Source organism: Chitinibacter fontanus (assembly GCF_013423785.1).
Taxonomy (GTDB): Bacteria; Pseudomonadota; Gammaproteobacteria; order Burkholderiales; family Chitinibacteraceae; genus Chitinibacter; species Chitinibacter fontanus.
Genome location: NZ_CP058952.1, coordinates 3,273,820 through 3,298,758, shown reverse-complemented (window position 1 = coordinate 3,298,758; position 24,939 = coordinate 3,273,820). Strand labels below are relative to the sequence as shown.

19 protein-coding genes, 1 tRNA gene and 2 rRNA genes are annotated in these 24,939 nt (G+C 49.7%); 9 read left to right on the top strand and 13 right to left on the bottom strand.

Annotated elements, in window-relative coordinates:
* Positions 1 to 31: 31 nt before the first annotated feature.
* The 6 genes from HZU75_RS15730 to HZU75_RS15705 all read left to right on the top strand — a co-directional run bounded on the left by HZU75_RS15730 (position 32) and on the right by HZU75_RS15705 (position 6,915).
* The gene (locus HZU75_RS15730) at positions 32 to 1,852 is read left to right on the top strand and encodes a CHASE2 domain-containing protein (RefSeq protein WP_180306927.1); all 1,821 of its coding nucleotides are present in this window, start codon (positions 32 to 34) and stop codon (positions 1,850 to 1,852) included.
* The gene (locus HZU75_RS15725; protein ID WP_180306926.1) at positions 1,849 to 2,364 is read left to right on the top strand and encodes an SH3 domain-containing protein; all 516 of its coding nucleotides are present in this window, start codon (positions 1,849 to 1,851) and stop codon (positions 2,362 to 2,364) included. The genes HZU75_RS15730 and HZU75_RS15725 overlap by 4 nt, the downstream gene beginning before the upstream one ends.
* A 2-nt stretch (positions 2,365 to 2,366) precedes the next feature.
* The gene (locus tag HZU75_RS15720; RefSeq protein WP_180306925.1) at positions 2,367 to 3,236 is read left to right on the top strand and encodes a M48 family metalloprotease; all 870 of its coding nucleotides are present in this window, start codon (positions 2,367 to 2,369) and stop codon (positions 3,234 to 3,236) included.
* Positions 3,237 to 3,305: 69 nt separating this feature from the next.
* The gene (pepP, locus tag HZU75_RS15715) at positions 3,306 to 4,658 is read left to right on the top strand and encodes a Xaa-Pro aminopeptidase (protein WP_228028100.1); all 1,353 of its coding nucleotides are present in this window, start codon (positions 3,306 to 3,308) and stop codon (positions 4,656 to 4,658) included.
* Between the two features lie 136 nt (positions 4,659 to 4,794).
* Positions 4,795 to 5,967, top strand: coding sequence for an FAD-dependent monooxygenase (locus HZU75_RS15710; protein ID WP_180306924.1), 1,173 nt, complete (start codon positions 4,795 to 4,797; stop codon positions 5,965 to 5,967).
* Positions 5,968 to 6,024: 57 nt separating this feature from the next.
* Positions 6,025 to 6,915 carry an AEC family transporter gene (locus HZU75_RS15705; RefSeq protein WP_228028099.1) on the top strand — a complete coding sequence of 297 codons (891 nt, stop codon included), beginning with the start codon at positions 6,025 to 6,027 and terminating at the stop codon, positions 6,913 to 6,915.
* A gap of 32 nt (positions 6,916 to 6,947) precedes the next feature.
* On the opposite strand, the gene HZU75_RS15700 is transcribed toward HZU75_RS15705, so the two are convergent.
* Complete coding sequence (locus HZU75_RS15700) at positions 6,948 to 9,446, bottom strand: bifunctional diguanylate cyclase/phosphodiesterase (RefSeq protein WP_180306923.1); 2,499 nt, start codon at positions 9,444 to 9,446, stop codon at positions 6,948 to 6,950.
* A 141-nt stretch (positions 9,447 to 9,587) separates the two neighbouring features.
* On the opposite strand from HZU75_RS15700, the gene HZU75_RS15695 reads away from it, so the two are divergent.
* A complete protein-coding gene (locus HZU75_RS15695) occupies positions 9,588 to 11,762 on the top strand; it encodes a bifunctional diguanylate cyclase/phosphodiesterase (protein WP_180306922.1) in 2,175 nt (724 codons plus the stop codon).
* Between the two features lie 65 nt (positions 11,763 to 11,827).
* Here the strand turns inward: HZU75_RS15695 and HZU75_RS15690 are convergent, their stop codons facing one another.
* Positions 11,828 to 12,286, bottom strand: a complete 459-nt coding sequence (locus HZU75_RS15690; protein WP_228028098.1) for a copper chaperone PCu(A)C — start codon at positions 12,284 to 12,286, stop codon at positions 11,828 to 11,830.
* A 93-nt stretch (positions 12,287 to 12,379) separates the two neighbouring features.
* Entirely contained in the window at positions 12,380 to 13,846 is a 1,467-nt protein-coding gene (locus HZU75_RS15685; protein WP_180306920.1) for an aminoacyl-histidine dipeptidase, read from the bottom strand.
* A 192-nt stretch (positions 13,847 to 14,038) separates the two neighbouring features.
* On the opposite strand from HZU75_RS15685, the gene rquA reads away from it, so the two are divergent.
* On the top strand, positions 14,039 to 14,743 hold the full coding sequence (gene rquA / locus HZU75_RS15680; RefSeq protein WP_180306919.1) for a rhodoquinone biosynthesis methyltransferase RquA: 705 nt from the start codon (positions 14,039 to 14,041) through the stop codon (positions 14,741 to 14,743).
* A gap of 62 nt (positions 14,744 to 14,805) precedes the next feature.
* Here the strand turns inward: rquA and HZU75_RS15675 are convergent, their stop codons facing one another.
* Positions 14,806 to 16,125: a hemolysin family protein gene (locus tag HZU75_RS15675; RefSeq protein WP_180306918.1), complete on the bottom strand. Its 1,320-nt coding sequence runs from the start codon at positions 16,123 to 16,125 to the stop codon at positions 14,806 to 14,808.
* A 124-nt stretch (positions 16,126 to 16,249) separates the two neighbouring features.
* Between HZU75_RS15675 and HZU75_RS15670 the strand changes: the two genes are divergently transcribed.
* Complete coding sequence (locus HZU75_RS15670) at positions 16,250 to 17,062, top strand: pseudouridine synthase (protein WP_180306917.1); 813 nt, start codon at positions 16,250 to 16,252, stop codon at positions 17,060 to 17,062.
* A 57-nt stretch (positions 17,063 to 17,119) separates the two neighbouring features.
* On the opposite strand, the gene HZU75_RS15665 is transcribed toward HZU75_RS15670, so the two are convergent.
* From HZU75_RS15665 to HZU75_RS15625, 9 genes are all read right to left on the bottom strand, one after another.
* Positions 17,120 to 17,488, bottom strand: a complete 369-nt coding sequence (locus HZU75_RS15665) for a DUF2237 family protein (protein WP_180306916.1) — start codon at positions 17,486 to 17,488, stop codon at positions 17,120 to 17,122.
* A complete protein-coding gene (locus tag HZU75_RS15660) occupies positions 17,445 to 18,287 on the bottom strand; it encodes an MBL fold metallo-hydrolase (RefSeq protein ID WP_180306915.1) in 843 nt (280 codons plus the stop codon). Before HZU75_RS15660 ends, HZU75_RS15665 begins: the two co-directional genes overlap by 44 nt.
* The gene (locus HZU75_RS15655; RefSeq protein WP_180306914.1) at positions 18,284 to 19,057 is read right to left on the bottom strand and encodes a TatD family hydrolase; all 774 of its coding nucleotides are present in this window, start codon (positions 19,055 to 19,057) and stop codon (positions 18,284 to 18,286) included. The genes HZU75_RS15660 and HZU75_RS15655 overlap by 4 nt, the downstream gene beginning before the upstream one ends.
* 89 nt (positions 19,058 to 19,146) lie before the next feature.
* Entirely contained in the window at positions 19,147 to 19,515 is a 369-nt protein-coding gene (locus HZU75_RS15650; protein ID WP_180306913.1) for a PilZ domain-containing protein, read from the bottom strand.
* Positions 19,516 to 19,520: 5 nt separating this feature from the next.
* The gene (gene holB, locus HZU75_RS15645) at positions 19,521 to 20,546 is read right to left on the bottom strand and encodes a DNA polymerase III subunit delta' (RefSeq protein ID WP_180306912.1); all 1,026 of its coding nucleotides are present in this window, start codon (positions 20,544 to 20,546) and stop codon (positions 19,521 to 19,523) included.
* On the bottom strand, positions 20,543 to 21,169 hold the full coding sequence (gene tmk / locus HZU75_RS15640; protein ID WP_180306911.1) for a dTMP kinase: 627 nt from the start codon (positions 21,167 to 21,169) through the stop codon (positions 20,543 to 20,545). Before tmk ends, holB begins: the two co-directional genes overlap by 4 nt.
* Before the next feature lie 217 nt (positions 21,170 to 21,386).
* Positions 21,387 to 21,500 (bottom strand): 5S ribosomal RNA (rrf, locus tag HZU75_RS15635).
* A 132-nt stretch (positions 21,501 to 21,632) separates the two neighbouring features.
* Positions 21,633 to 24,519, bottom strand: a 23S ribosomal RNA gene (locus HZU75_RS15630).
* A gap of 306 nt (positions 24,520 to 24,825) precedes the next feature.
* Positions 24,826 to 24,901 (bottom strand) — tRNA-Ala (locus tag HZU75_RS15625).
* Between the last annotated feature and the right edge of the window lie 38 nt (positions 24,902 to 24,939).

Here is a 24,939-nt window from a genome sequence, read left to right as displayed (position 1 = left end):
AAGAGTTACCCAGACTTTGCTGTAATGCATCATGCGCCAGAAACTATCGTTTGCTTCTTTATTAGCCATTGTGGCCTGTTTAGTTGCCCTAGATTATGGCTGGCTCAACTTTACGCAAACCATAGATCTACGAGTGGGTGATCTATTACTTGAACAGCACGCCAAAACCCGTAAAGCCAACCCCGATATCGTGATTGTCGATATCGATCAGAAAAGTCTGGAAGATATGAACGAGGTTGCCAGCAAATGGCCTTGGCCTCGTTCTATCCATGCAGAGCTGATCGAACATATCGCAGCACAAAACCCTAGCGCCATCGTCTTTGATGTGATGTTTAACGAACCCGACACTTTTGGCACCGAGTCGGATGCTTTATTCAAACAGGTGGTAGCACAACACTCCAATATTTACTTCGCGCACACTTTACTGCAAGACGGTAACAGCAGCGCACTCAGCGCCTTACCTGCGAGTGTGGGGTTGATCAAGACCCCAAACGCCAAACCTACTGCGCGGGCAATTATGATGCTGCCGTCCGTTCTTGAGCGAGACTCATGGCGAGGTGGGCTGATCAATTTTCAGCAAGATCACGACGGTATTGGGCGCAATTATTTGTTGCATGAAAACATTGATGGCTGGCTAATCCCCTCATTGCCATGGCGACTGGCGCGCGACTTGAAATGGCAACCCATTGAACAGGCCCAAATTCGACTCAATTGGCAGCAGCAGCGCACCCACATCTCTTATTCTGCGGTGTATCTGGATGCCAATACTGAACACCCCAGCCGAGCCCAGAATGAATTTACCAATAAAATTGTCATTATTGGTACCGCAGCACCAGGGCTACAAGATTTGCGCCCTACACCGATCAGTCAAAGCTATCCAGGGGTTGAGATTCTCGCTACGGCAATTGATAACCTTAAATACCAAGACTGGCTGCGCGATACACCGCGCACGCCATTTGCGATTGCTGCGCTACTGTTAGCCTCGCTGCTAGCCTGGGGCTTTCAGAAAGGGCGCAATACACTGCACCTTGCCACATTACTTTTAATTGCAAGTGCTCTATTCGTGAGTGCAGTCTGGTTAGGTCTGAAACAATATTGGTATCTGCCACTAGCCGCACCGATCGCATGGGCGTGGCTGTATTTCTGGCTGGCCGCCTTGCTGTCGTACTTAGCTGAAAAAGCCAGTCGCGAACATGCGATCGCCATGTTTTCGCGTTTTCTGGACGCCAGAGTCGTTGGCGAATTGATCAGCAGCGGTAAGATTGACTTGAGCAAAAAAGCCGAGTCACGCGAGCTTACTGTTTTATTCTCGGACATTCGTGGGTTTACTACGCTATCGGAAAGTCACCCCCCTGAATATATCGTAGAGCTATTAAACCGTTACTTCTCCATGCAGGTGGCTATTATTTTCAAGCATGGCGGCACATTGGATAAATTTATTGGTGATGCAATTATGGCCTTTTGGGGCGCACCAGCACATGATGAACAGCATGCAAATCGTGCAGTGGCAGCAGCACTAGAAATGTCCGCTGCAGTACAGCGCTTTAGGCAGGAATTGCAGGGTTTAAATGCCGAATTTGATGTGGGCATTGGCATTCATACTGGCCCAGCTGTGGTCGGCTTTATCGGCTCAGATTCAAGGCTCGACTATACCGTGATTGGCGATACCGTTAATCTGGCCTCACGGATTGAAGGGCTAACCAAAGGCGTGGCCCGTGTTTTGGTCTCTGAAGCTTGTATGCAAGCGTGCCAACAACACAATACCGTTTACGAATTTATTGCACGCGGCACTCATCAGGTCAAAGGCCGCGAGCAATCTGTCCAATTATTTGAACCGCAGGTGAAATCATGAAAATTGCCCTCTATGCGATGCTCGTTAGCAGCATCGCGCTCGCGGAGCCGGGCACGGTGATCCGCAAAACCGATTTGCGGGACAAGCCATTCCTAGATTCAACGGTAATCGGTAATGTTGCCAGCGACACCCCGGTCGATATCCGCACCCGAAAAGGCGCATGGATGGAGGTCAAACTCAGCACAGGGCAAACCGGTTGGATAAAACTACTCAACGTTCGAACTAGTTCAGGCAGCACCAGCTCGAGCGCGGCACTTTCGAATGTCATTAAAACCGGCTCTTCTGGTAAAACGGTCACAACGGGTGTCAAAGGGCTCTCGGCTGAGCAAATTGAAAATGCGGTACCCAATTTGGCCGAAGTTCAAAAAATGAAAACCTATGCCGCCAGCCCTGGCGACGCACAGCTCAGCGCGCAAAATAATCAATTACGCCGCGTGAGTGTCCCCGAGATAGCCCCCACTAGCGTAAACAGCGCTCCAAATAACCCCAACAATAATCCGATGAGGCGCTAAGCATGAAATCAATTCTTCTCGCCACAATTCTCGGTGTGTCAATCTGCAGCCCAGTACAGGCGCTTGATCTCAACAAGCTGCTTACCGGTGACAACCTCAATAAAAGTTTAAGCATCCTCAGCAATGCTGGCGATGCCTTGTCAACATCGGCCAAAGGTCTGAGTGCCGCGCAAGAGGAATCGCTAGGTCAAAGTGTGATGGCCAATTTATTAGGCGCCGAACCTTTGGTAAATGACGCAAAACTGCAGCGCTATGTCAATCAAGTTGGCTTATGGGTTGCCATGCAATCGAGTCAACCCAATTTGAATTGGCGCTTTGGTGTTATTGATAGCCCGAACATTAATAGTTTTGCGGCTACCGGCGGTTATATTTTAATCACACGCGGCTTATGGGATAGACTGAAAACCGAAGCAGAATTAGCCGCAGTGCTCGGCCATGAAATTACCCACGTAACCCGTAAACACCATGCCAAATCCATTGCCAGCGCCAAAGGACAACAAGCCAGCTCTGACTTAATTGCATTAGTTGTGGATTACAACAACGGCAAATCTGGTGGTAAATCACTCGAAAAATTAGGCAAAGCCGGCTCAGAAGTGTTTATCCGTGGCCTGGATAAAAATGATGAGTATGAAGCAGACATCAACGGCATGGTGTTAGCCGCCCGCGCAGGTTACAACCCATACGCGCTGGTGAGCGTGTTGCAATTACTGGGAAATGTAAGCCCTGCCGATAGCTCGGTGGCATTACTCTTTAGCACCCATCCTTCACCGAAAGATCGACTAGATAATATTGACCGGGTGGTGGGGGATAAGTTGGAGGGTTATGCCGACGGAGCTGAAACCACCAAACGTTTCAATCAGGTAAAGCGCTAAGCCTAGACAGGCATTTTTACTGGGCCGCAACCACTGTTGCGGCCTTATAATTTGTGCATGTGATTTTTAATGGCCAAGCCATTCCATTTACTTGAGGTTTTTATGCAAGACCCAACGCTAATTGAAACCTGCATTGCTCGTCGCCAGCAACTAGCTAGCCAGCTCGCTCCCGGCATTGTGATTATTCCAACAGGCCAGGAAATCATTCGCAATGCCGACACCACCTACCCCTTCCGCTTTGACTCTAGTTTTTATTATCTGACCGGGTTTACCGAGCCAGATGCGGTCTTCGTGCAAATCATCGGTGAGCAAAAAACAGAAAACATCCTGTTTTGCCGCCCTAAAGATGAAGAACGTGAAATCTGGGATGGTTTTCGCTTTGGCCCCGCGGCAGCAGCAAACACCTTTGGCTTTGATGCCGCTTATTCTCTGGAGGAACTCGACAGCAAGATGGTCGAGTTGCTAAAAAACCAGCCACGAATTTATTACCCACTCGCCAAAGAAATGCGCTGGGATCGGCAAATCAATCGTTGGCTAAGCAGTGTGCGCGCCCTTGTACGCACTGGCATTACCGCCCCTAATACCGTGGTTGATATTCGCAGCGAACTTGATGAAATGCGCCTCATCAAAGATCGATTTGAGGCAGGTATATTACGCAAAGCAGGATCAATTAATGCACAGGCACATATACGTGCCATGCAATTTACCCAACCCGGCCAATTCGAATATCAAGTCGAGGCTGAAATTCTGCATGATTACTACCGCCAAGGTAGCCGATTCCCAGCCTACAGCAGCATTGTTGCAGGTGGGGCAAATGCATGCGTGCTACATTACGGCGAAAACAACGGTCAGTTGCGCGATGGCGATTTGTTGCTGATTGATGCTGGTTGCGAAGTCCAAGGTTACGCCAGCGATATTACCCGCACCTTCCCAGTCAATGGCAAGTTCAGTGGTGAGCAAAAAGCGGTGTATGAAATCACGCTCGCCGCCCAGTACGCTGCGCTAGAACAGTGCCGTGCGGGTAGCACCTGGAACGCACCACACGATGCGGCCACACGAGTTCTAGCGCAAGGGATGCTTGATTTGGGTTTACTCAAAGGGTCGTTAACCGAAGTACTGGAAACTGAAAGCTACCGCCAGTTTTATATGCACCGCACGGGTCACTGGATGGGGCTCGATGTGCATGATGTCGGTGCATATAAAGTGGGTGGCCAGTGGCGCGAACTTAAACCTGGCATGGTGATGACAGTCGAGCCTGGGTTCTATATTCGTCCGGCAGCGAATGTGCCCAAGGCGTTTGAGAATATTGGCATTCGCATCGAAGACGATGTCATGATTACCGAGACTGGACACGAAAACCTAACTGCCAGCTGCCCGAAAACCGTTGCTGAGATTGAAGCCACCATGGCTGCAGGCCATTAATTCGCGGGCAAATGCTCGCCTACGCCGAGTGAGGGCGGTAAAATGAGCCTACTGTGTCGTAAAGACACAGCAGGCTCACTGTGCACCGCGCCTCACTGCCCCTACTCCTGCAAACTCCAACCCACTGGAAATGCTTATGCTGATTAAACATTTACCGTCGCACGTTGATATTCTGATTGTAGGCGGAGGGCCAGTTGGGGCTTTACTGGCACAAAAACTCAGTGTAAGCGGTCACGATGTGCTGCTAGCCGAGGCAAAATCGACGGTAGGCAAAGACCCACGTGCCCTAGCGATTTCACAAGCGAGCATCAGCACGTTGACGCAAGTCGGCTTATGGCACGCCAATTTACAAGCCACCCCCATTACCAAAGTCCATGTCTCACAAGCTGGCACCTTCGGGCGCACAGTGTTAGCGGCTGACGATTTAGCATTAGCCCAACTGGGCTGCACGGTGCCATACCAGAGCTTAGCCCAACATGCCCTCGACACCATCAGCACTGGGCAGCCCCCTATTGCGCTAGGATTCAAGGTTACAGGCATTAAACAACTAGCCCGTTTTGCCCAAATCAAACTCATCGACCAAGATGGCAACCCAGCTCAGCTAACTTGCCGCTTAGTGGTGCTTGCCGAGGGCGGCCAATTGATTGCGCAATTGGCTGATATCGAGCAAACCGTTAAATCGTATCAACAGCATGCAGTGCTGGCCCGAGTTACACCTCGCCACCCCCACCAGGGTATTGCTTATGAGCGCTTTGCGGATGATGGCCCGCTGGCATTACTCCCTAATGGTACTGACTACACCCTAGTCTGGACGCAAACACCGGAGCAAGCGGCGGCACGGTTGGCACTGTCAGAGCAAGATTTTATTCAGGAAATTGAACAACGCTTTGCCGATCGAATGACGGGTTTTACTGCAATAAGTGAACGCGCGAGCTGGCCGTTGGCGCTCAAAACGCTCAACTCAGTAGTAGGGAAACGGGTCGTGCTAATTGGCAACGCCGCGCAAACACTGCACCCGGTTGCTGGACAAGGGCTCAACTTAGGCTTACGAGATGCCGACACCTTAGCGCAAGTGCTAACACAAACACCGAAAGCCCAGCTCGGTGAAATCGATAGCCTGCAGCGCTATCGCCAGCTTAGGGCTCGTGATGCCGGTTTAGTCACCGCGTTCACCGATAGCCTCATCAGCATTTTTGACACTTCAGCCCTCCCCATGAAACACGCCCGCAGCGTGGCACTCTTGGCGATTGATCAGGTGGCGTGGCTGCGTAAAGGCTTTGCAAAACGCATGGTGTATGGTGCGCGCTAACGCATGCTCAGGTTAGCACCTCAAATCTAAGCAACACGCCCTTTTCAGGAAATCATTTTGCACACGCTTTACCCGCTGTTTCAAATCATTGCACCGGTGATGATCCTGATTTTTATCGGCTGGGCATACGCCCGCCATCGCCCCGTCGATATGACGGCAGCCAATCGACTCAATATTGAGCTACTTTCCCCTTTACTAGTCTTTAGTGCCATGACTGGCAAAAATGCGGCACTGGGGCAATTCTGGCTGCTGATTGTATTTGCAACACTGGTTATTTTGGGCTCAGGCTTGATTGCATACTGGGTGGCTGGGCGACTAGGCCTGCACAAAATTGCGTTTAGTGCGCCGCAAATGTTCACCAATACCGGCAATATGGGCTTGCCGCTCTGGCTATTTGCTTTTGGCGAAGCGCATTTTCCTGCGGCAATTGCAATTTTCATTCTGACCAATTTATTGCATTTCACACTCGGGATTCGCTTATTTGATCGCAGCGCCCCATTGATCACAGTCTTCAAAACCCCGATGGTATGGGCGCTGATCGCCGGCTTACTGGTGCAATATACCCTCCTTGAGCTGCCATTATGGCTACTCAAACCGATTAAAATGCTTGGCGATATTGCCATCCCTTTGATGCTATTTTCGCTGGGGGTGCGGATGGCGCAATTCAAAGTAACGCGCTGGCATGCGGGCTTAATTGGCGGGCTACTCTGCCCAATCGCGGGCTTGGCACTTGCCTGGCCGTTAGCGCATTTCCTGCCTAGCGCACAAGCCGGCATCTTATTGCTTTTTGGCGCACTGCCACCTGCAGTTCTGAATTATTTATTTGCTGAGCAATATGAGCAGGATCCGGAGCTGGTCGCAGCGCTGGTGGTGGCCGGCACCTTGCTTGCCTTACTATTCATCCCCTTGGCATTGTGGCTGGGGCTTAATACCAGCATAGGGTATTAATTCAAACACAATACCCAACACAATGTACTTAGCTATACCCGCTGCATCATTTGTGCCATTGCCTCGGCAGGCAGTGGTTTAGCATAAAAGTAGCCTTGAATCGTGTCACATCCTGCGGCGTGCAGCGCCTGCATCTGCTCCGCAGTCTCTACTCCCTCGGCAACGACACTGAGGCTTAGTTTTTTCGCCATTGCAATAATCGTTTGTGCGATGGCCATATCGTCATGATCACACGGTAAACCTTCCACGAAAGAGCGATCGATTTTCAAAATATCAAGAGGCAAATACTTAAGCTGCGATAACGAAGAATAGCCCGTGCCAAAATCATCAATCGCCAAGGTCACGCCCATCGCCTTGAGCGCATTCATAATATCCACCGCTTCATTGATCCGCCGCATAATCAGGCTTTCAGTCACCTCAAGCTCCAAGAGATAAGCTGGGAACCCGGTTTCCTGTAATACACTGGCCACTTGTTCAACCAACACCCCGGGCTTAAATTGTCGCACCGATAGATTTACCGCCATCTTTGGCACCAATAAGCCTGCTGCACGCCACTGCTGGGCGGTTCGACAGGCCTCGAGTAATACCCAATGGCCAATCGGGATAATCATGCCGGTTTCTTCTGCAATCGGGATAAATTCAGCTGGGGAAATCCAGCCCATGTCTGGGTGTTGCCAGCGAATCAGGCACTCCATGCCACTCAGCTGTCCCGTTGCCAAATTCATTTGCGGCTGAAACACCAGCTTTAGCTGCTGACGCTCAAGTGCAAATCGCAAGGCTGCCTGCACCGAAAATTGTTGTGTGTTTTGCCGATTCATATCGTGCGAGTAAAAATGGTAGGCATTTTTGCCTAGGTCTTTTGCCCGATACATCGCCAAATCTGCATTACGCATCAATTGTGACGCCACCCCACCGTCATTTGGGTACATACTGATGCCAATTGAGCCGGTAATAAAGAGTTCCTGCCCGTTAATCAGGTAGCTCTCAGCCATCGCTTGCAGCAAACGCTCGGCAACTTGTGAGACCTGTTGCAACTGATGAATATTTTCCAGCACCACAGTAAATTCATCGCCCCCCAAGCGGGCCACCACATCATCGTGCTTTAAATGCTTGCGCAAGCGCTGTGCCACGATGCGGAGCAGTTGGTCTCCAACATCATGACCCAGAGTATCATTGATAGATTTAAAGCGGTCCAAATCAATAAACAGCAGCGCCATACCACGGCGCTTAGTGCTGGAGCGAGTTAGCGCTTTAGCCAGTTCATCATGAAAACCATTGCGATTATATAGGTCTGTTAAGGAGTCATGCAGCGCAAGGTATTGCGCCTTTTGCTCAGCCTGTTTGCGGCTGGTGTAATCAGAAAAAATGCCGACATAGCGGCTTAAGCGCCCCTCGTGATCGTGTACGGCGCTAATTGAAAGCCAAGCCGGGTACAGCTCACCAGTTTTGCGCTTATCAAGCATTTCGCCTTCCCAGTGCCCAGTTTTATCCAACTGCTCCAGCAAGAAGGTCTGATAATGATTTGGGTTACCTGGCCGAGTATCAAAGATACGCGAAGGTCGGCCTAAAGCCTCTTGTTCGCTGTAACCCGTAATGCGGCTAAATGCTGGGTTTACGGCCACCACTCGGTGATCGGCAGCAATCATCATAATGCCTTCCGATGCATGCTGAAATACCTGCCGCGCTAACCTTGCCTCTCCAACCGCCAGCGCATTTTCACGCCGAATACTCGCCAGTAAAACCGCAGTTTGCAAAGCCAGCGCTAGCAAAAATAATTGATGCGCAATTTCGTGCTGCGGCAAAATACCCGCAATGGTTGGACTAGCCAAAATCAGCCACAGCACCAGAGCTGTTACACTATTCCCCACCTGCCCCAAACGCAGAGCCGACCACACCATGAGTGGGAAACACAAATACGTAAGCTGCAAATTTTCCCGGTCAAAATGCGCCAACAACAGCATGGCTCCAGAAGCAGCAATCGAAATCAGAGTCGTTGCCTCGATCAGCCAATTTGCACGTAATTGGGTCCAGTCATTTTGCAGGGCAAAATAACCAGGCACCAAAATCAGTACCCCAACAGCTTCAGTCAGCCACACCAAGCCAACACCGCCCCACCATGCATCATGCGTGGGCAAATATTGCGGAAGCAGCAATGCCAATAAAAAAGCATAGGCGGCAGCAGACAAACCGGCTCCAAACCACAGTAAATCTAGTGCATGTCGAATGCGAAACTCAGCAAAATCGTTTTCTCGACTAATGAAATAAGCACCAATGGCGACACTAGTAAGCCGGATCAGTGGCAAACTAACAACGTGTGCACCCATCCCATGCTGCAAAATTGCCTGCGCGACAACCCCAATAGACAACCAGGGTATAATACGCCAACCTTTATGCAGTAAGGCAGCCAGCGCAATACCGCCACTCAGACTTAAAGATGAGAACACCTGACCAGACGGCAGAAAAGCAAATTCAATGAGGGCGGCGCAGAGATAGGCAAGGAGCCAGATGCTCTTGGTAAATTCCAGTTTCACAATCGCAAGCTGCTTTAGGAGATGCTAATTAACATCCAGCATCTTTCATCGTTTTGGTTTTTTCGTCTATCTATTCTGATAACACTGAGCATTAGAGCCAACAGCTGCTAAAGTAAAAGAATCTGATTGAGAGCTTAGGGTATGAACGACGATTTCCTCGTCTTTGCAAACGAAGATCAACCCAATTCTGAATTGGCGCTACCGCCATGGGCGATTTTAGTGGTTGATGATGACCATGACATTCATCTCAGTACCAGCTTGGTACTCAAGAACACCCAGTTACTGGGGCGCAATATCGAGCTGGTACATGCGTACAGCGCACGCGAAGCTTTTGACTTACTACTAAAACGCCATGACTTTGCGATTATCCTGCTGGATGTCGTGATGGAAAACGATTTTGCAGGCCTGGATTTGGTCGCCAAAATTCGCGGTATTTTGGGCTTAAAGGAAGTACGTATCATTTTACGTACTGGCCAGCCGGGACATGCTCCAGAACCAGGCATCTTCAATTTGCATGACATCAACGATTACCGCTTAAAAACCGAGCTAACCAATAATCGCCTAATTACTGCGCTTTCGGCAGCCTTGCGCAGCTACGAGCAAATTTGCTCAATCTCGGCCAATCGCCGTGGTTTGGAAATGATCGTACACACTGAAGCAGAGCTCATGGAATGCACTCACTTCACTGACTTTGCCGCTGCCATCTTAAAACACGCACCCAAAGTATTTGATCGCGAATGCACTGGCTTTGTTGCCAAGGTCTACCCACACACCCCGACGCATGATGACATCGGCGCCTGCAGCCCTGATTTGCTCGATAGCGTGCTGGAAAAACTAAAACAACGTCCGCAAAGCAGCTCCAATCATCACTTTGACTCCTGCGAAATTTGGCTGCATTTACAAGCGGGCAATGATCAAGCAGTAATTTATTTACAGTTTAAGACGCTACTGACCGAGTTCATCAATTTTGGTCAAATTGCCACGGTATTTGCAGCCAACACCTCAGCGTGTCTGGGGCATCTTTGTCAGCTCGAGCGACTTAACTATCTAGCCTATCATGATGAACTGACCGAATTGGGCAACCGCAGCTGGTTTATTGACCAGCTCGGCGCCGCGCCCCCACCAGAGCGCGGCACTTTTGCTGTCGCCATTTTGGATTTGTGCCGTTTTGCCGATATTAATGACGGCTTGGGCTACGAAGTGGGTAATGCCTTGCTGCGCTCATTTGCCAACCGTTTGCAATCACATTACTCAGACAGCAATACCATGGTTGCTCGCCTTGGCAATGATGTATTTGGGGTGTTTGGCCCAATCACCCAAGTCAACCCAGATTTGCTGTTTCATTTATTCTCAACGCCACTACAAGCGCATCAGCACAGTATTCCGGTGCAAATCGCTATCGGCGTACGCTCCGTCAATGACGAACCACTGAACGGCCTGCAACTGCTCGAACAAGCAAATATCGCGCTCAATTTAGCCAAAATCAAACCCCATCCTCGCTGGGCCAGCTTTAGCCCTGATATGGAAGCCAACACCCGCTGGCGGCACGAAATTATTCGCCAACTGCGCACGGCTTTTCAGGCAAACTTGCTGCAAGTTTGGTACCAACCACAGGTTCACCTGCAGACCAATGAAGTGAGTGGTGTAGAAGCTTTATTACGCTGGCCTGGCGAGGTTGGCTTTATCCAGTCACCGTCCGTGTTTATTCCTTTGGCTGAGTATTCGGGCTTGATTGTTGAGATGGGCGACTGGGTACTAGATGAAGCCTGCCGCGCCTACCAAGAGCTGCAACATTTACCCAATGCACCCAAGCGAGTTGCAGTCAACATTAGCATGCCGCAGTTTCGCACTGGCACGCTGAGCAAAAGTGTTAATCAATCCTTACTCAAATACAAGCTAGCGCCCAATGTGCTCGAATTGGAAATCACCGAAAGCATCGCGATGGATGAGCCCGAAATTGTCCGCAGTTGCTTATCGGCCTTGCGAACCATTGGGGTCGATATTTCGATTGATGATTTCGGCACGGGTTACTCATCTTTAGGGCAGTTGCATGCCTTGCCCATTGATAGCCTGAAAATCGACAAAAGCTTTGTTGATGATATTGATGAGGAAAAGTCAGGCTTGTACGTAGAGTTGATTATCGGACTGGCGCAACGCCTAGGGTTATCCACTGTCGCGGAAGGTGTTGAGACTAAAACTCAGGCACATCGACTAAAAGAATTAGGCTGTACTATTGCGCAAGGCTATTACTACGCCAAACCGATGCCGCTCCATGAACTCAAACGCTGGCTAGAAGCCAGAGCAAATGCAATTTAGCCGAATGGATAAAAAATAAAGCCGGATAAATCCGGCTTTATTTTTAAAATCTCACCCCACTAGCATCAATGCTTTTCACCCGGCGCAACGCCTTTCGAACCCATCGCCTCTACTCGTACTTTAACTTCCACTACCCCTGCCTTCGCAAAGGTTAATTTAAGCGGGATTTTTTCGCCCTCTTTGAGCGCTTGCTTCAGATTGATCAGCATAATATGCAAACCACCGGGAGCGAGCTTTAATTCGCCTTTGGCTGGCACCACAATAGATGGAACCTGACGCATTTTCATCACGCCATCCACCATTTCCATCTGATGCAGCTCAGTCGCTTCAGCGACCTCACTCTCAGCCTTCAACAGGGTATCACCCTCAGTACCCAAATTATTAACCGATAAAAACACGCCGCCCATTTTCGCAGCAGGTGCCGTCGCCCGCGTCCACGGGTGAGCAATTTTTAGTTCACCTACCTGATAATCATGCGCCATCGCAGTACTCATGGCCAACATCAATGCTAAACCTAATTTCATTCCAGCTTTCATCGCTACCTCAAATACAATGCTTTGTCATAATGTGCGTCTAGCCGGTGCAGTTTTCAAGCACACTAGAGCACATTCAGCCAATTAATTCATCGTCTGCGCTGGCACAGCAGCAAGACTTGCGATCAACAACTCCCAAAACTGCGCGACGGAGCTGATTTGCACGCGCTCATCTGGGGAATGCGCGCCTCGAATAGTCGGCCCAAACGACACCATTTCCAAATTAGGGTAAGCACGACCAATTAAGCCACACTCAAGGCCTGCATGAATCACTTTAACCGCCACCTCTTCGCCATGCAGCTGGCGATATACCTGTTGCAGCAGCTTAAGCGCGCCGGAGCTGGGATTGGGCGCCCAACCAGGATATGCACCCGAAGCCTCAAAGCTTAGCCGGGCCAAGCGAGCAATCGACTCAATCATGGTTTGCAGTTCAGCCAACCCCGTGTCGGTGAGTGAGCGCAGCATCAGCACCGCCTCGAAACGACGATCATCGATCCGAACTACGCCGAGGTTATTCGAGGTCTCAACGACGCCAGTAATTTGCTGACTCCAGCGCCGCACCCCATGCGGCAAAGCCAGCAGCAAATCAATGACCATCCGGGTATCAGTCACTGTGAGCGTGGGTTTATCGCCCAATTCAACTGATTTACATGCCACCACTAAGCTAGGCTCAACTTCGGCCAACTCGTGCTGCAGTTGCTGTTGATACTGCAATACAAATCGATCAAACTGTGCGGCATCACAGGCAGGAATGGCCAATAAAGCAAATGCCTCACGCGGCAAAGCATTACGCAATGTGCCGCCACGCAACTGAATTAACCGGGCATCAAACTGGGGTATTGCACCACAAACCAGTCTAGCCAAGAGCTTGATAGCATTACCCCGCTCCAAATGAATATCCACCCCGGAATGCCCGCCTTTTAATCCAGTTAAGGCCACTTCCCGTACTACAAAACCTGCGGGCATTGCTTCGCTATGCAAAGAGCGCTTTAGCGTCACATCAACCCCGCCCGCACAGCCAACATAAACCTCACCCCAGTCCTCGGTATCCAAATTGAGCAAATACTGGCCTTGCAGCAAGTCGCCTTGCAAACCTTGTGCGCCGGTCATGCCGGCCTCTTCGTCGATTGTCAGTAACACTTCCAAGGGGCCATGCGCGATATCCTGGCTGCCAAGTACCGCCAAAGCGGCAGCCACGCCAATGCCATTATCCGCCCCCAAGGTTGTGCCTTCTGCACGCACCCAGTCTCCATCAATTTGCGTTCGAATCGGGTCAGTTAGGAAGTCATGCTGGGTAGTTTCGTTTTTTTGCGCCACCATATCTAAATGTGCCTGCAAAACCACACCCAGCCGATTTCCCATCCCTGCCGTGGCGGGTTTACGAATAATCAGATTTCCAACTGTATCGAGCTGAGTCGCCAAACCTTGTGCCTGCGCCCATGCTTGCAAATGGTTCCGCAAGGCAGTTTCGTGTTTTGATGGGCGTGGAAATTGGCAAATTTGGGCAAAATGCTGCCACAACGGGCTAGGTGTAAGCTGTTCAATCGACATGAAAGGGCTCGTTATCGTAGTTATACAACGTAATAATAAAACTCAAGTACAGCATAACACTACGGTGCAATTACTCACACTAGGAGATGCACTGATGCGATTTATCCTGTAAAACCTTGGGTTAGAACAAATCTCGCGCAACAAATAGCGCTTACGATATATCCAACCTTCATCACAGAGCCGAGCGTCATTATGACCAAAAATCCTCCCGCACTGGCCAGCAACCCTTACTACGAAGGGGTGCCTGAATATATGACCGAGGTCTATGATTGGGCCTATGTTGACCCTAACTGGGTCAAAGCCTTGGACCGCAACATTGTGGTTAAGGTGCTGCTATTTTTGAATGACCAACGTTTGATGCGGCGTTATCTGGCACAAATCGAACCCGGTCAGCGCGTGTGGCAATTAGCCCATGTTTACGGTGATTTGGTACAGCGTGCCGCAGAAAAAGTGGGGCCACATGGCGAATTTCACCTCACCGATGTGACACCTATTCAGATTGAACATGGCAGCAAGAAACTTAAAAACATGCCATGGGCTAAAGTCATTCGTTCGGATGCGGCTGAATTCGCTGGCGAGGGAAGCTATGACGTGATTTGTAGCTTCTTTCTATTGCATGAAGTACCTGATGATAAAAAGCGTGAAATCGTCGATCACATGCTGGCCAAAGTGCCCGTAGGCGGCAAGGCGGTATTTGTCGACTACCACAACCCACGTCGCTGGCAGCCGATTCGCTACATTCTCAAACTGGTCAACCACTATCTTGAGCCGTTCGCCAACGCCTTGTGGGAAAACGAAATTAGCTCATACGCCAGCCATGCAGATCAGTTCAACTGGAAAAAAGAAACTATCTTTGCTGGGGTATATCAATCGGTAGTAGTTACCAGAAAAGCTTAATGGCAATACCCCCCAATAAAAAACGACGCAACTGCGTCGTTTTTTATTGGGCAACGATCACATTAATGATCATCTTCCAGTACATCATCAACAGCGGTGTGGGGTATCACCTTCACCATCACAATGCGCGGGCCATTCATTTTTTTCACCACCACATCAAAGCCTGCAAACTCGATCCGCTCACCCTCGCTTGGTAAATTACCAAGCTTCCACTGCACGAGCCCGCCAACAGTTTCTGCTTCTGGGTGATCAATATCCATCCCAAGCGCACGGCCCAAGGAAAATAGCGGCAAACTGCCTTTGCCGAGCAAGGCTCCATCATCCTGCTGCATCCAATCATTACGACTCTGACGAAACTCATCACGAATTTCACCAACCAGCGCAGCCAATAAATTATCTAGCGTTAAAAAGCCCACCGGCGGTTCGTCACCATAAGCGGCTATCGCGAAATGCGGAGCTCCCGCGCGAAAGCGGCGAAACAGCTCCATAACCGGTGTATCAGGGCTAACCTCCTCAACCGGGCGCACAAATTGCGCCAAGTCTGTTAGCTGAGCATCGCGCAATTCGGCCAGAAATAGATTTTTGAGATGAATAACCCCAAGTACCTGCCCTTCACTATCGACATATGGATAGCGACTAAACCTTTGCTCAGCTATCGTTTGCAGGTTTTCATCGAGTGAGCGATCGGTGTGCAATACCGCAGCTTCGTGAAAGGGCCGCATCAAATCAGCCACCTTGAGTTTGCTAAAGTCTAGCGATTGCGCGACCACATTCCATTCTTGCGGGTTTAGCTCTTCACTATCTTGATTGGCTCGCAAAATCAATTTCAATTCGTCATACGAATAATGACTATCGTGACCACCATGGCCGTCGAGCCCTGCCAATTTAAGTACCAAATTAGCGCTGCGATTAAGCAGCCAAATCGCCGGATACATCAGCCAGTAGAAGAAATACAATGGTGTTGCCGTCCAGAGCGCGATACTTTCTGGCCGCCGGATTGCCATTGATTTCGGTGCCAATTCCCCAACCACAATGTGCAGAAAGGAAATCAAGGTAAAGGCAAACATGAAGGAAATACTATGAATCAACGCTTGCGACTGCACGCCAATCAGCGACAAGATCGGCTCAAGCAAATTGGCAAACGCCGGCTCGCCAATCCAGCCCAAACCCAATGATGCCAGCGTAATACCCAGCTGGCAGGCTGATAAATAGGCATCAAGCTGGCCATGCACCTTGACCAAGATCTGGCCACGCCACCCCGATTTAGCAATACTTTGTACCCGAGTCTGGCGCAATTTGACCAAACCAAACTCAGCGGCGACGAAAAAACCATTCAATGCCACTAAAAACAACGCGATTAGCGTTAATAAAATATTATCCATAATGCGGGCAAACGCCCGTCCAGAACCAAGACCTACTTATTTTAGCGTTTTCACCGTCATTGCGCGAATTGAACCCACTTCCACGGTAAAATTGGCGGCGTACATGCATGAGTAACCCTTGATCATGAAAAAACCTGCAACGCCGCGCTCTGCTACCCGCCGAACATCAGCTCGCGCAGGCACCACACCAAGCTTGGCAAAAAATCGTCGTAGCGCCCCACCGGCTTCAGGCGTAAGTTTGGCGCGGGCCTTATCCAAACTCGGCCATTGCTCGCGCACCGAGGGCGAACGACTCGTCATCGCTGGCGCGGTAACGATTAACGGCAAAATCTGCCTAGACCCCGAGCGCAGAATTCAGCTGGAGAAAGATACACTTAGTGTTCACGGGCATGCCGTAACTGTGCCCAAATTCATTTATTTGATGCTAAATAAGCCACGTGGTTTGATTACCAGCGCCAGTGATGACCAAGGTCGCGAGACAGTATTTAGCTGCTTTGGCGAAACCCCATTACCCCATCTGGGGCCGGTGGGAAGGCTGGATAAAGCCAGCGAAGGGCTTTTGCTATTTAGTAATGATACGCGCTGGGCAGCGCGACTGACTGATCCAAAAACACATCTAGATAAAATTTATCATGTCCAGATTGACCAGCTAGCCGATCCTGAGTTACTTGCATCAATGCAGCGAGGGGTGATCGTGGAGGATGGTAGTCGTTTGGCAGCCAAGCAGGTGCGTCTGCTGCGTTCTGGCGACAAAAATGCCTGGCTAGAGGTGACATTAGATGAAGGCAAAAACCGACAAATTCGCCGCCTACTCGAAGCGCACAATATCAACACCCTACGGTTGATTCGAGTCGCGATAGGCCGCTTAGCACTCGGAGAGCTCGCTAAAGGACAGTGGCGTGAGCTCAGCACAGAGGAACTCAACCTGCTAAACTAAGGAATGGGTATAGACCGATATACTTTATTTTAAATAGGCTTGACGGGTATACCCCAATCAAAACTGCGGCCGATCTACTGCATACTCCACCAAGGTTTCTAGCGATATTAAATCCAAAATCTCTTCATGGGTTGAGGCTAGAACAATTTGTGGCGCAACCCCCATTTGCAGCGCCTCTATCCATCGCCGCGCGCACAAACACCAGCGATCCCCTGCTTGCAAACCTGCAAAACCCCATTCCGGCCTTGAGGTAATAAGATCATTGCCTGCTTGCAGCGAAAAGCGTAAGAACTGCTCGTTCATGATCGCACAGACAATGTGCATGCCCGCATCAGAGTCATCATGCTGGCAACAGCCATCACGAAAAAACCCTGTTAATGGTTCAAAACTGCATGGTTGGAGCGGTTGCCCCAGTACATTCAACATTGGAAGAATCTCCAGAACTCAATTGCATGCCGTCATATCCCACGACCATGCCTGCAGGCAAACGCAAACTTAGCGCATGATATTCCAACTCGTGGGTCATGTGGATCATCACAGTTTGTTTGGCCCCAATCCGCTGTGCCAACTCAATGGCCTGCGTAACAGATAAATGGGTCGGGTGCGGCTTTTCACGCAAACAGTCTAATAACAATAGATCCAATTCTTGTAGTAGCGCCAAAGAACTTTCAGCAAGGTCAGAAACATCAGTGAGGTAGGCCACTCGCCCTACCCGCCAACCCAAAATAGGCCATTTTCCATGCATAACCGGAATTGGCTCGATAGTTACCCCCTCAAACTCAAACGGCTCATCCTCAACTTCATACAAATCTAGGACAGGTTTATCCCAAAAATCGGAAGGTTTGAGGAGCGTGTAGGGAAAGCGTTCACGAATATGCGATAACATTAAACGATTGCCAAACGTTGGTATCGCCGCCTTTTGCAACCAACAAAATGCCCGCAAATCATCGATACCATTGAGATGATCGGCATGCGGGTGAGTATAAAGCACCGCATCAACGTGCAAGATCTGTTCACGCAAAGCCTGCTGACGTAAATCTGGGCCAGTATCAATTAATAGCGTTTTGCCGCCAGCACGAATAATGGCAGAGGCACGGGTACGAGTATTACGCGCATCTTTAGAACTGCAGCTTGGACATTGGCAACCCAAAGCTGGGGTGCCGCCACTTGAACCAACGCCCAACAGCAATACTTCCACATCACCTTGCCAGCGTGCCTTTATCATGGTTTTGCTCTATGAAATAGCCGAAAGAAATTCTCAGTGCTGGCTGCAGCAATATCCTGCAACGGTAGCCCTTTCAATTGAGCAATATGCTCGGCAACATGCCGCACCCAAGCAGGTTGATTTTGTTTGCCACGGTGTGGCATTGGCGCCAAATAAGGGGAATCCGTTTCGATCAGCAAACGCTCAAGCGGCAGTTTGCGCGCCACTTCTTTGAGCTCCTCAGCCTTTTTAAAGGTCACGATACCGGATAAGGAAATATAGAAACCCAAATCCATGGCTTGCTGCGCAACATCCCAGCTTTCGGTAAAACAATGCATTACCCCACCAACCTCGTCGGCACCTTCTTCGCGCATGATCCTTAAGGTATCTTCGGATGCCGCACGAGTGTGAATAATGAGTGGTAACCCAGTTTGACGAGCGGCACGAATATGCGTGCGAAACCGGTCACGCTGCCATTCCAGATCACCGGTTAGTCGGAAATAATCCAAACCAGTTTCACCAATTGCCACCACTTTGGGCGCCTGAGCCAAAACACACAACTGTGCCACAGTGGGCTCTTCGGTATCCTCATAATCAGGATGCACGCCAACTGACGCATATATTTGAGGATAGGTAGCTGCCAATTCCAATACACTCGGCAATTCTGGCAAATTAACCGCCACACAGAGCGCATGACTGACATCATGGGCATGCATGCGTTGCAATATGCCATCGATATCCTGCACTAAATCGGGAAAATTGATATGGCAATGCGAATCAATAAACTTCATAAATCAAATCCAAAATAAAAAAGCCGCACCAGCCGGTGCGGCTATCTAGCTGATGATACGCGAAAAGATAATTTGCCGTCGATGCCAAGTTACATGGTATGGGTGGTTCGACCAGATTGGAGATAGCCGCCTAGCAAATTCTCAATTTTGACCTTCGCCTGATTACCAGCCTCATTACCTGAGAATTGCACGCCAATACCCTGCTGATGATTATTTTGCGCGCCAGGTGGGGTAATCCACACCACATTGCCCGATACCGCAATTTTGGCCGGGTCATCAAGTAGCGACAGGAGCATGAAAACCTCATCTCCGAGGTTATAACCCTTATTGGTTGGAATAAAGATCCCGCCACCTTTGATAAACGGCATATAAGACGCATACAAAGCCGCCTTCTCTTTGATATTTAGCGAAAGCACCCCTGGGCGGGATGTTGGTACGCGAAGAGAGTCTTCACTCATAGCAATTAACCTCGGCGATCTTGACCACGCAAAGCATCAAGATATCCAAATAATAAGCCTTCCAACACTAAGCGTTGGTTTAAAGGATGATGAGCCAAACGCTGCGCTTCATTCAACTCTGTCATGATGTTCAATAGCAAATGTGCGCGTGGGGCAACTCGCGCTAATGCATCACGCCAATCAGGATAATAGCGAATAACACCTATCATTCCCAAGCTGATTACGTCATATACCCATTTTTGCAACCAATCAATAATTAACGCAGTATCTAGCTTTGCTTTTTCAAGCTCAGCGGCTGCCTGTAAAACATTCAAGGTTGCAGGCTCGGCTAGTTTTTCCAAAAAAGCAGTCCGCAGCGATAGCCATTCTGCCGCAGCGTCATCTGCAGCAGCTAGTGGCGCTCCTCCTGCATGCGCAAGATGCAGTGCTGGATTAACTATGGATTGCTCAGATAGCCATTTCATTGCCACTTTTGCATCTGGTGTACTGAGAGGAAATACGCGACAGCGACTGCGTATAGTTGGCAACAGGCGGCGCCAATGATCAGACACCAAGATGAAAACCGCCCCAGCCGGTGGTTCTTCCAGCGTTTTCAAAAATGCATTCGCTGCTGATGTATTCATGGCTTCGGCAGGAGCTACAATTGTTATTCGCTTGCCACCGCGATGTGCGCTGAGATTAACAAAGTCAGTTAGCTCACGAACGTCTTCAACACCAATAACCTGCGATTTTTTCTTGTTCTTCTTTGATCCTTCCGCTTCATCAGCAGCGTCATCCGCCTCAGCCGGTTGGAGCAGACGAAAGTCAGGATGATTCCCTGCACTAAACCAGCGACAGGCATCGCATATGCCACAGGGGTGCTCTGACTTATTAGCATCTTCACACAGTAAAAACTGCGCAAGATGCAAGGCCAAAGCGCGCTTACCGATACCAGTGGCGCCCGTTAACAGCAGCGCATGTGGCAATCTTTCATGCTCACGAATCAATTCCTGCCACGGACTTTCGAGCCATGGATAACGCAATACGCTCATGCGATAAACTCGGCGATGATTTGCTCTAACTCAGTTTGAATCGCAGCTAATGGACGATTGGCATCGATAATACGAATGCGTTGAGGGTATTGATTGGCGCGCTCTAAATAGGCATTGCGCACGCGGATATGAAATTCAAGTTGTTCCATCTCGAAACGATCTAGTTCGCGCGTTGCCGCCATACGCGCTTGACCGATTTCAACTGGCACATCAAAAATGAGTGTCAAGTCAGGCTCAACAAAATGAGCATCACGCAACTGCACCCATCGCTCTAATTGCTGAAATCGTTCGAAATCCAGCCCACGACCACCACACTGGTAAGCGTAGGTTGCATCGGTAAACCGATCACACAACACCCACTCTCCACGCCGCAAGGCAGGCAAAATCAGTTGCTGAAGGTGCTCATTCCGAGCAGCAAACATCAATAGCGCTTCAGTTTCTAGATGCATATCTTCGGAGAGCAACAACTGGCGTAACTTTTCCCCCAAGGGCGTACCGCCTGGCTCTCTGCTTTGCAAAAGCGGAATTTGACACGATTTTAAATGCGCAACTAACCATGCCAGATGAGTACTCTTTCCAGCCCCATCAATTCCTTCAACCGAAATAAATCGACCTGACAACATTTAGAAATTTATCGCCTTATATCCAATCAGGCATTGTCTCACAAGCATACATAATTGAGGCATTTTCAAAACTAAGTTTCATCCCGAATGACCAACAAAAAAAGCGGTATGTAATCGGACAACTCAGCGCAATTGGCCCTTAACCATATACCCACGCAAAAACCACAAAGCAAAAAGCCCAGCTATTTCTAGCTGGGCTTTCTACTTACTTAGGGTAGTCTGGCAATGTCCTACTTTCACACGGGCAATCCGCACTATCATCGGCGCTGAGGCGTTTCACTGTCCTGTTCGGGATGGGAAGGAGTGGGACCACCTCGCTATGGTCACCAGACAAAACTGGGTGAGTTAGCTGTACTTGATGCACAACCACTCGAAATCAATAGAAGAAGTAATCTTGTTTCTCTTCACCAAACAATTTCTTTGGGTCAACTGTATCACGTCATATCAACGCGTCTCAGGTTATAGGATCAAGCCTCACGGGCAATTAGTATCGGTTAGCTTAACGCATTACTGCGCTTCCACACCCGACCTATCAACGTCCTGGTCTCGAACGATCCTTTAGAGGTCTTATAGACCTAGGGAAGTCTCATCTTGAGGCTAGTTTCGCGCTTAGATGCTTTCAGCGCTTATCTATTCCCGACTTAGCTACCCGGCAATGCCACTGGCGTGACAACCGGTACACCAGAGGTCAGTCCACTCCGGTCCTCTCGTACTAGGAGCAGCCCCCCTCAAACTTCCAACGCCCACTGCAGATAGGGACCAAACTGTCTCACGACGTTTTGAACCCAGCTCACGTACCACTTTAAATGGCGAACAGCCATACCCTTGGGACCGGCTACAGCCCCAGGATGTGATGAGCCGACATCGAGGTGCCAAACTCCGCCGTCGATGTGAACTCTTGGGCGGAATCAGCCTGTTATCCCCGGAGTACCTTTTATCCGTTGAGCGATGGCCCTTCCATTCAGAACCACCGGATCACTATGTCCTGCTTTCGCACCTGCTCGACTTGTCGGTCTCGCAGTTAAGCCGCCTTTTGCCATTACACTATCAGTACGATGTCCGACCGTACCTAGGCGACCTTCGAGCTCCTCCGTTACAATTTGGGAGGAGACCGCCCCAGTCAAACTGCCTACCATGCACGGTCCCCGATCCAGATAATGGACCTAGGTTAGAACCTCAAAGGGGTCAGGGTGGTATTTCAAGGACGGCTCCACAGAAACTGGCGTTCCTGCTTCAAAGCCTCCCACCTATCCTACACAAACCACTTCAAAGTCCAATGCAAAGCTACAGTAAAGGTTCACGGGGTCTTTCCGTCTAGCAGCGGGGAGATTGCATCTTCACAAACACTTCAACTTCGCTGAGTCTCGGGAGGAGACAGTAGGGCCATCGTTACGCCATTCGTGCGGGTCGGAACTTACCCGACAAGGAATTTCGCTACCTTAGGACCGTTATAGTTACGGCCGCCGTTTACTGGGACTTCAATCAAGAGCTTGCACCCCATCATTTAATCTTCCAGCACCGGGCAGGCGTCACACCGTATACATCCACTTTCGTGTTAGCACAGTGCTGTGTTTTTGATAAACAGTCGCAGCCCTCATTTCTCTGCGGCCTCATTGGGCTCCGGTTGTACACCTTCACCTACTAGAGGCACACCTTCTCCCGAAGTTACGGTGTCAATTTGCCGAGTTCCTTCTCCCGAGTTCTCTCAAGCACCTTAGAATACTCTTCCTACCCACCTGTGTCGGTTTGCGGTACGGTTCGATATTAGCTGAAGCTTAGTGGCTTTTCTTGGAAGCAGGGTATCGCTCACTTCGTCTACAAGTAGACTCGTCATCATGCCTCAGTGTTAAAGTAGCCCGGATTTGCCTAAGCTACACACCTACACACTTAAACCAACTCTTCCAACCGTTGGCTGAGGTAACCTTCTCCGTCCCCACATCGCACTAATACCAAGTACAGGAATATTAACCTGTTTCCCATCGACTACGCATTTCTGCCTCGCCTTAGGGGCCGACTCACCCTGCGCCGATGAACGTTGCGCAGGAAACCTTGGGTTTTCGGTGAGGGGGCTTTTCACCCCCTTTATCGCTACTCATGTCAGCATTCGCACTTCTGATACCTCCAGCATCCTTCTCAAGACACCTTCACAGGCTTACAGAACGCTCCTCTACCATATGTACATCGTACATATCCGCGTCTTCGGTTATCAATTTGAGCCCCGTTACATCTTCCGCGCAGGACGACTCGACCAGTGAGCTATTACGCTTTCTTTAAATGATGGCTGCTTCTAAGCCAACATCCTGGCTGTCTATGCCTTCCCACCTCGTTTTCCACTTAATTGATCATTTGGGACCTTAGACGGCGGTCTGGGTTGTTTCCCTCTTGTCCCAGGACGTTAGCACCCCAGGACTGTCTCCCATGCTCGCACTTGACGGTATTCAGAGTTTGCCATGGTTTGGTAAGTCGCGATGACCCCCTAGCCATAACAGTGCTTTACCCCCGTCAGTGATACATGAGGCACTACCTAAATAGTTTTCGAGGAGAACCAGCTATTTCCAAGTTTGTTTAGCCTTTCACCCCTATCCACAGCTCATCCCCTAACTTTGCAACGTTAGTGGGTTCGGACCTCCAGTGCGTGTTACCGCACCTTCATCCTGGCCATGGATAGATCACTTGGTTTCGGGTCTACGCCCAGCAACTGTGCGCCCTATTCGGACTCGGTTTCCCTACGCCTCCCCTATTTGGTTAAGCTTGCTACTGAACGTAAGTCGCTGACCCATTATACAAAAGGTACGCAGTCACGGAACAAGTCCGCTCCCACTGTTTGTATGCATCCGGTTTCAGGTTCTATTTCACTCCCCTCCCGGGGTTCTTTTCGCCTTTCCCTCACGGTACTGGTTCACTATCGGTCGATGATGAGTATTTAGCCTTGGAGGATGGTCCCCCCATCTTCAAACAGGATTTCTCGTGTCCCGCCCTACTTCTCGTACGCTTAGTACCACAATTGTGCTTTCATATACGGGGCTATCACCCACTATGGCCGGACTTTCCATTCCGTTCTATTAACACGACTGCTATCACGTACAGGCTCTTCCCATTTCGCTCGCCACTACTTTGGGAATCTCGGTTGATTTCTTTTCCTGCGGTTACTTAGATGTTTCAGTTCACCGCGTTCGCTTCACATGACCTATGTATTCAGTCAAGGATGACCCAAAAGGGCCGGGTTTCCCCATTCGGAAATCGTGGGATCAAAGCACTTTGCCAGCTCCCCCACGCTTATCGCAGGCTATCACGTCCTTCGTCGCCTATCATCGCCAAGGCATCCACCAGATGCACTTATTCGCTTGATCCTATAACCTCAAACACGTTTTACCGTGATCTCGGTTTAGAGTATCGGTATTTACGACTTGTTGAATAGTTTCTCAGGCTATTCAACGGCTAGTCTTTCGACTAGCAGATACAATCAACCCAATTTTTTTACTGTTCACATCAGTTTTACCTGATGCTCACATTGTTTAATTAGGAGATATTACTTCTTCTATTTTGTTAAAGAACGATACAGATGTCTTGCGACATTCCGATTTAAGAAACCAGAACAAAATCAATTACCCGAATCAAACGATTCGTCAATTGACTGAATTCTGAACTCTTGTGATTGGTGGAGGATGACGGGATCGAACCGACGACCCCCTGCTTGCAAAGCAGGTGCTCTCCCAACTGAGCTAATCCCCCAATCTGGCATTACTAAGCTGTTTCCACTTACAGGTAAG

Excerpts from the sequence above, each read along its gene's own strand:
- HZU75_RS15725 (WP_180306926.1), top strand. The coding sequence starts at position 1,849 with ATGAAAATTGCCCTCTATGCGATGCTCGTTAGCAGCATCGCGCTCGCG.
- HZU75_RS15675 (WP_180306918.1), bottom strand. The coding sequence starts at position 16,125 with ATGGATAATATTTTATTAACGCTAATCGCGTTGTTTTTAGTGGCATTG.
- HZU75_RS15685 (WP_180306920.1), bottom strand. The coding sequence starts at position 13,846 with ATGTCGATTGAACAGCTTACACCTAGCCCGTTGTGGCAGCATTTTGCC.
- tmk (WP_180306911.1), bottom strand. The coding sequence starts at position 21,169 with ATGTTGTCAGGTCGATTTATTTCGGTTGAAGGAATTGATGGGGCTGGA.
- HZU75_RS15710 (WP_180306924.1), top strand. The coding sequence starts at position 4,795 with ATGCTGATTAAACATTTACCGTCGCACGTTGATATTCTGATTGTAGGC.
- HZU75_RS15730 (WP_180306927.1), top strand. The coding sequence starts at position 32 with ATGCGCCAGAAACTATCGTTTGCTTCTTTATTAGCCATTGTGGCCTGT.
- HZU75_RS15655 (WP_180306914.1), bottom strand. The coding sequence starts at position 19,057 with ATGAAGTTTATTGATTCGCATTGCCATATCAATTTTCCCGATTTAGTG.
- HZU75_RS15650 (WP_180306913.1), bottom strand. The coding sequence starts at position 19,515 with ATGAGTGAAGACTCTCTTCGCGTACCAACATCCCGCCCAGGGGTGCTT.
- HZU75_RS15720 (WP_180306925.1), top strand. The coding sequence starts at position 2,367 with ATGAAATCAATTCTTCTCGCCACAATTCTCGGTGTGTCAATCTGCAGC.
- HZU75_RS15660 (WP_180306915.1), bottom strand. The coding sequence starts at position 18,287 with ATGATAAAGGCACGCTGGCAAGGTGATGTGGAAGTATTGCTGTTGGGC.
- rquA (WP_180306919.1), top strand. The coding sequence starts at position 14,039 with ATGACCAAAAATCCTCCCGCACTGGCCAGCAACCCTTACTACGAAGGG.
- HZU75_RS15695 (WP_180306922.1), top strand. The coding sequence starts at position 9,588 with ATGAACGACGATTTCCTCGTCTTTGCAAACGAAGATCAACCCAATTCT.
- HZU75_RS15690 (WP_228028098.1), bottom strand. The coding sequence starts at position 12,286 with ATGAAATTAGGTTTAGCATTGATGTTGGCCATGAGTACTGCGATGGCG.
- pepP (WP_228028100.1), top strand. The coding sequence starts at position 3,306 with ATGGCCAAGCCATTCCATTTACTTGAGGTTTTTATGCAAGACCCAACG.
- HZU75_RS15670 (WP_180306917.1), top strand. The coding sequence starts at position 16,250 with ATGAAAAAACCTGCAACGCCGCGCTCTGCTACCCGCCGAACATCAGCT.
- holB (WP_180306912.1), bottom strand. The coding sequence starts at position 20,546 with ATGAGCGTATTGCGTTATCCATGGCTCGAAAGTCCGTGGCAGGAATTG.
- HZU75_RS15665 (WP_180306916.1), bottom strand. The coding sequence starts at position 17,488 with ATGTTGAATGTACTGGGGCAACCGCTCCAACCATGCAGTTTTGAACCA.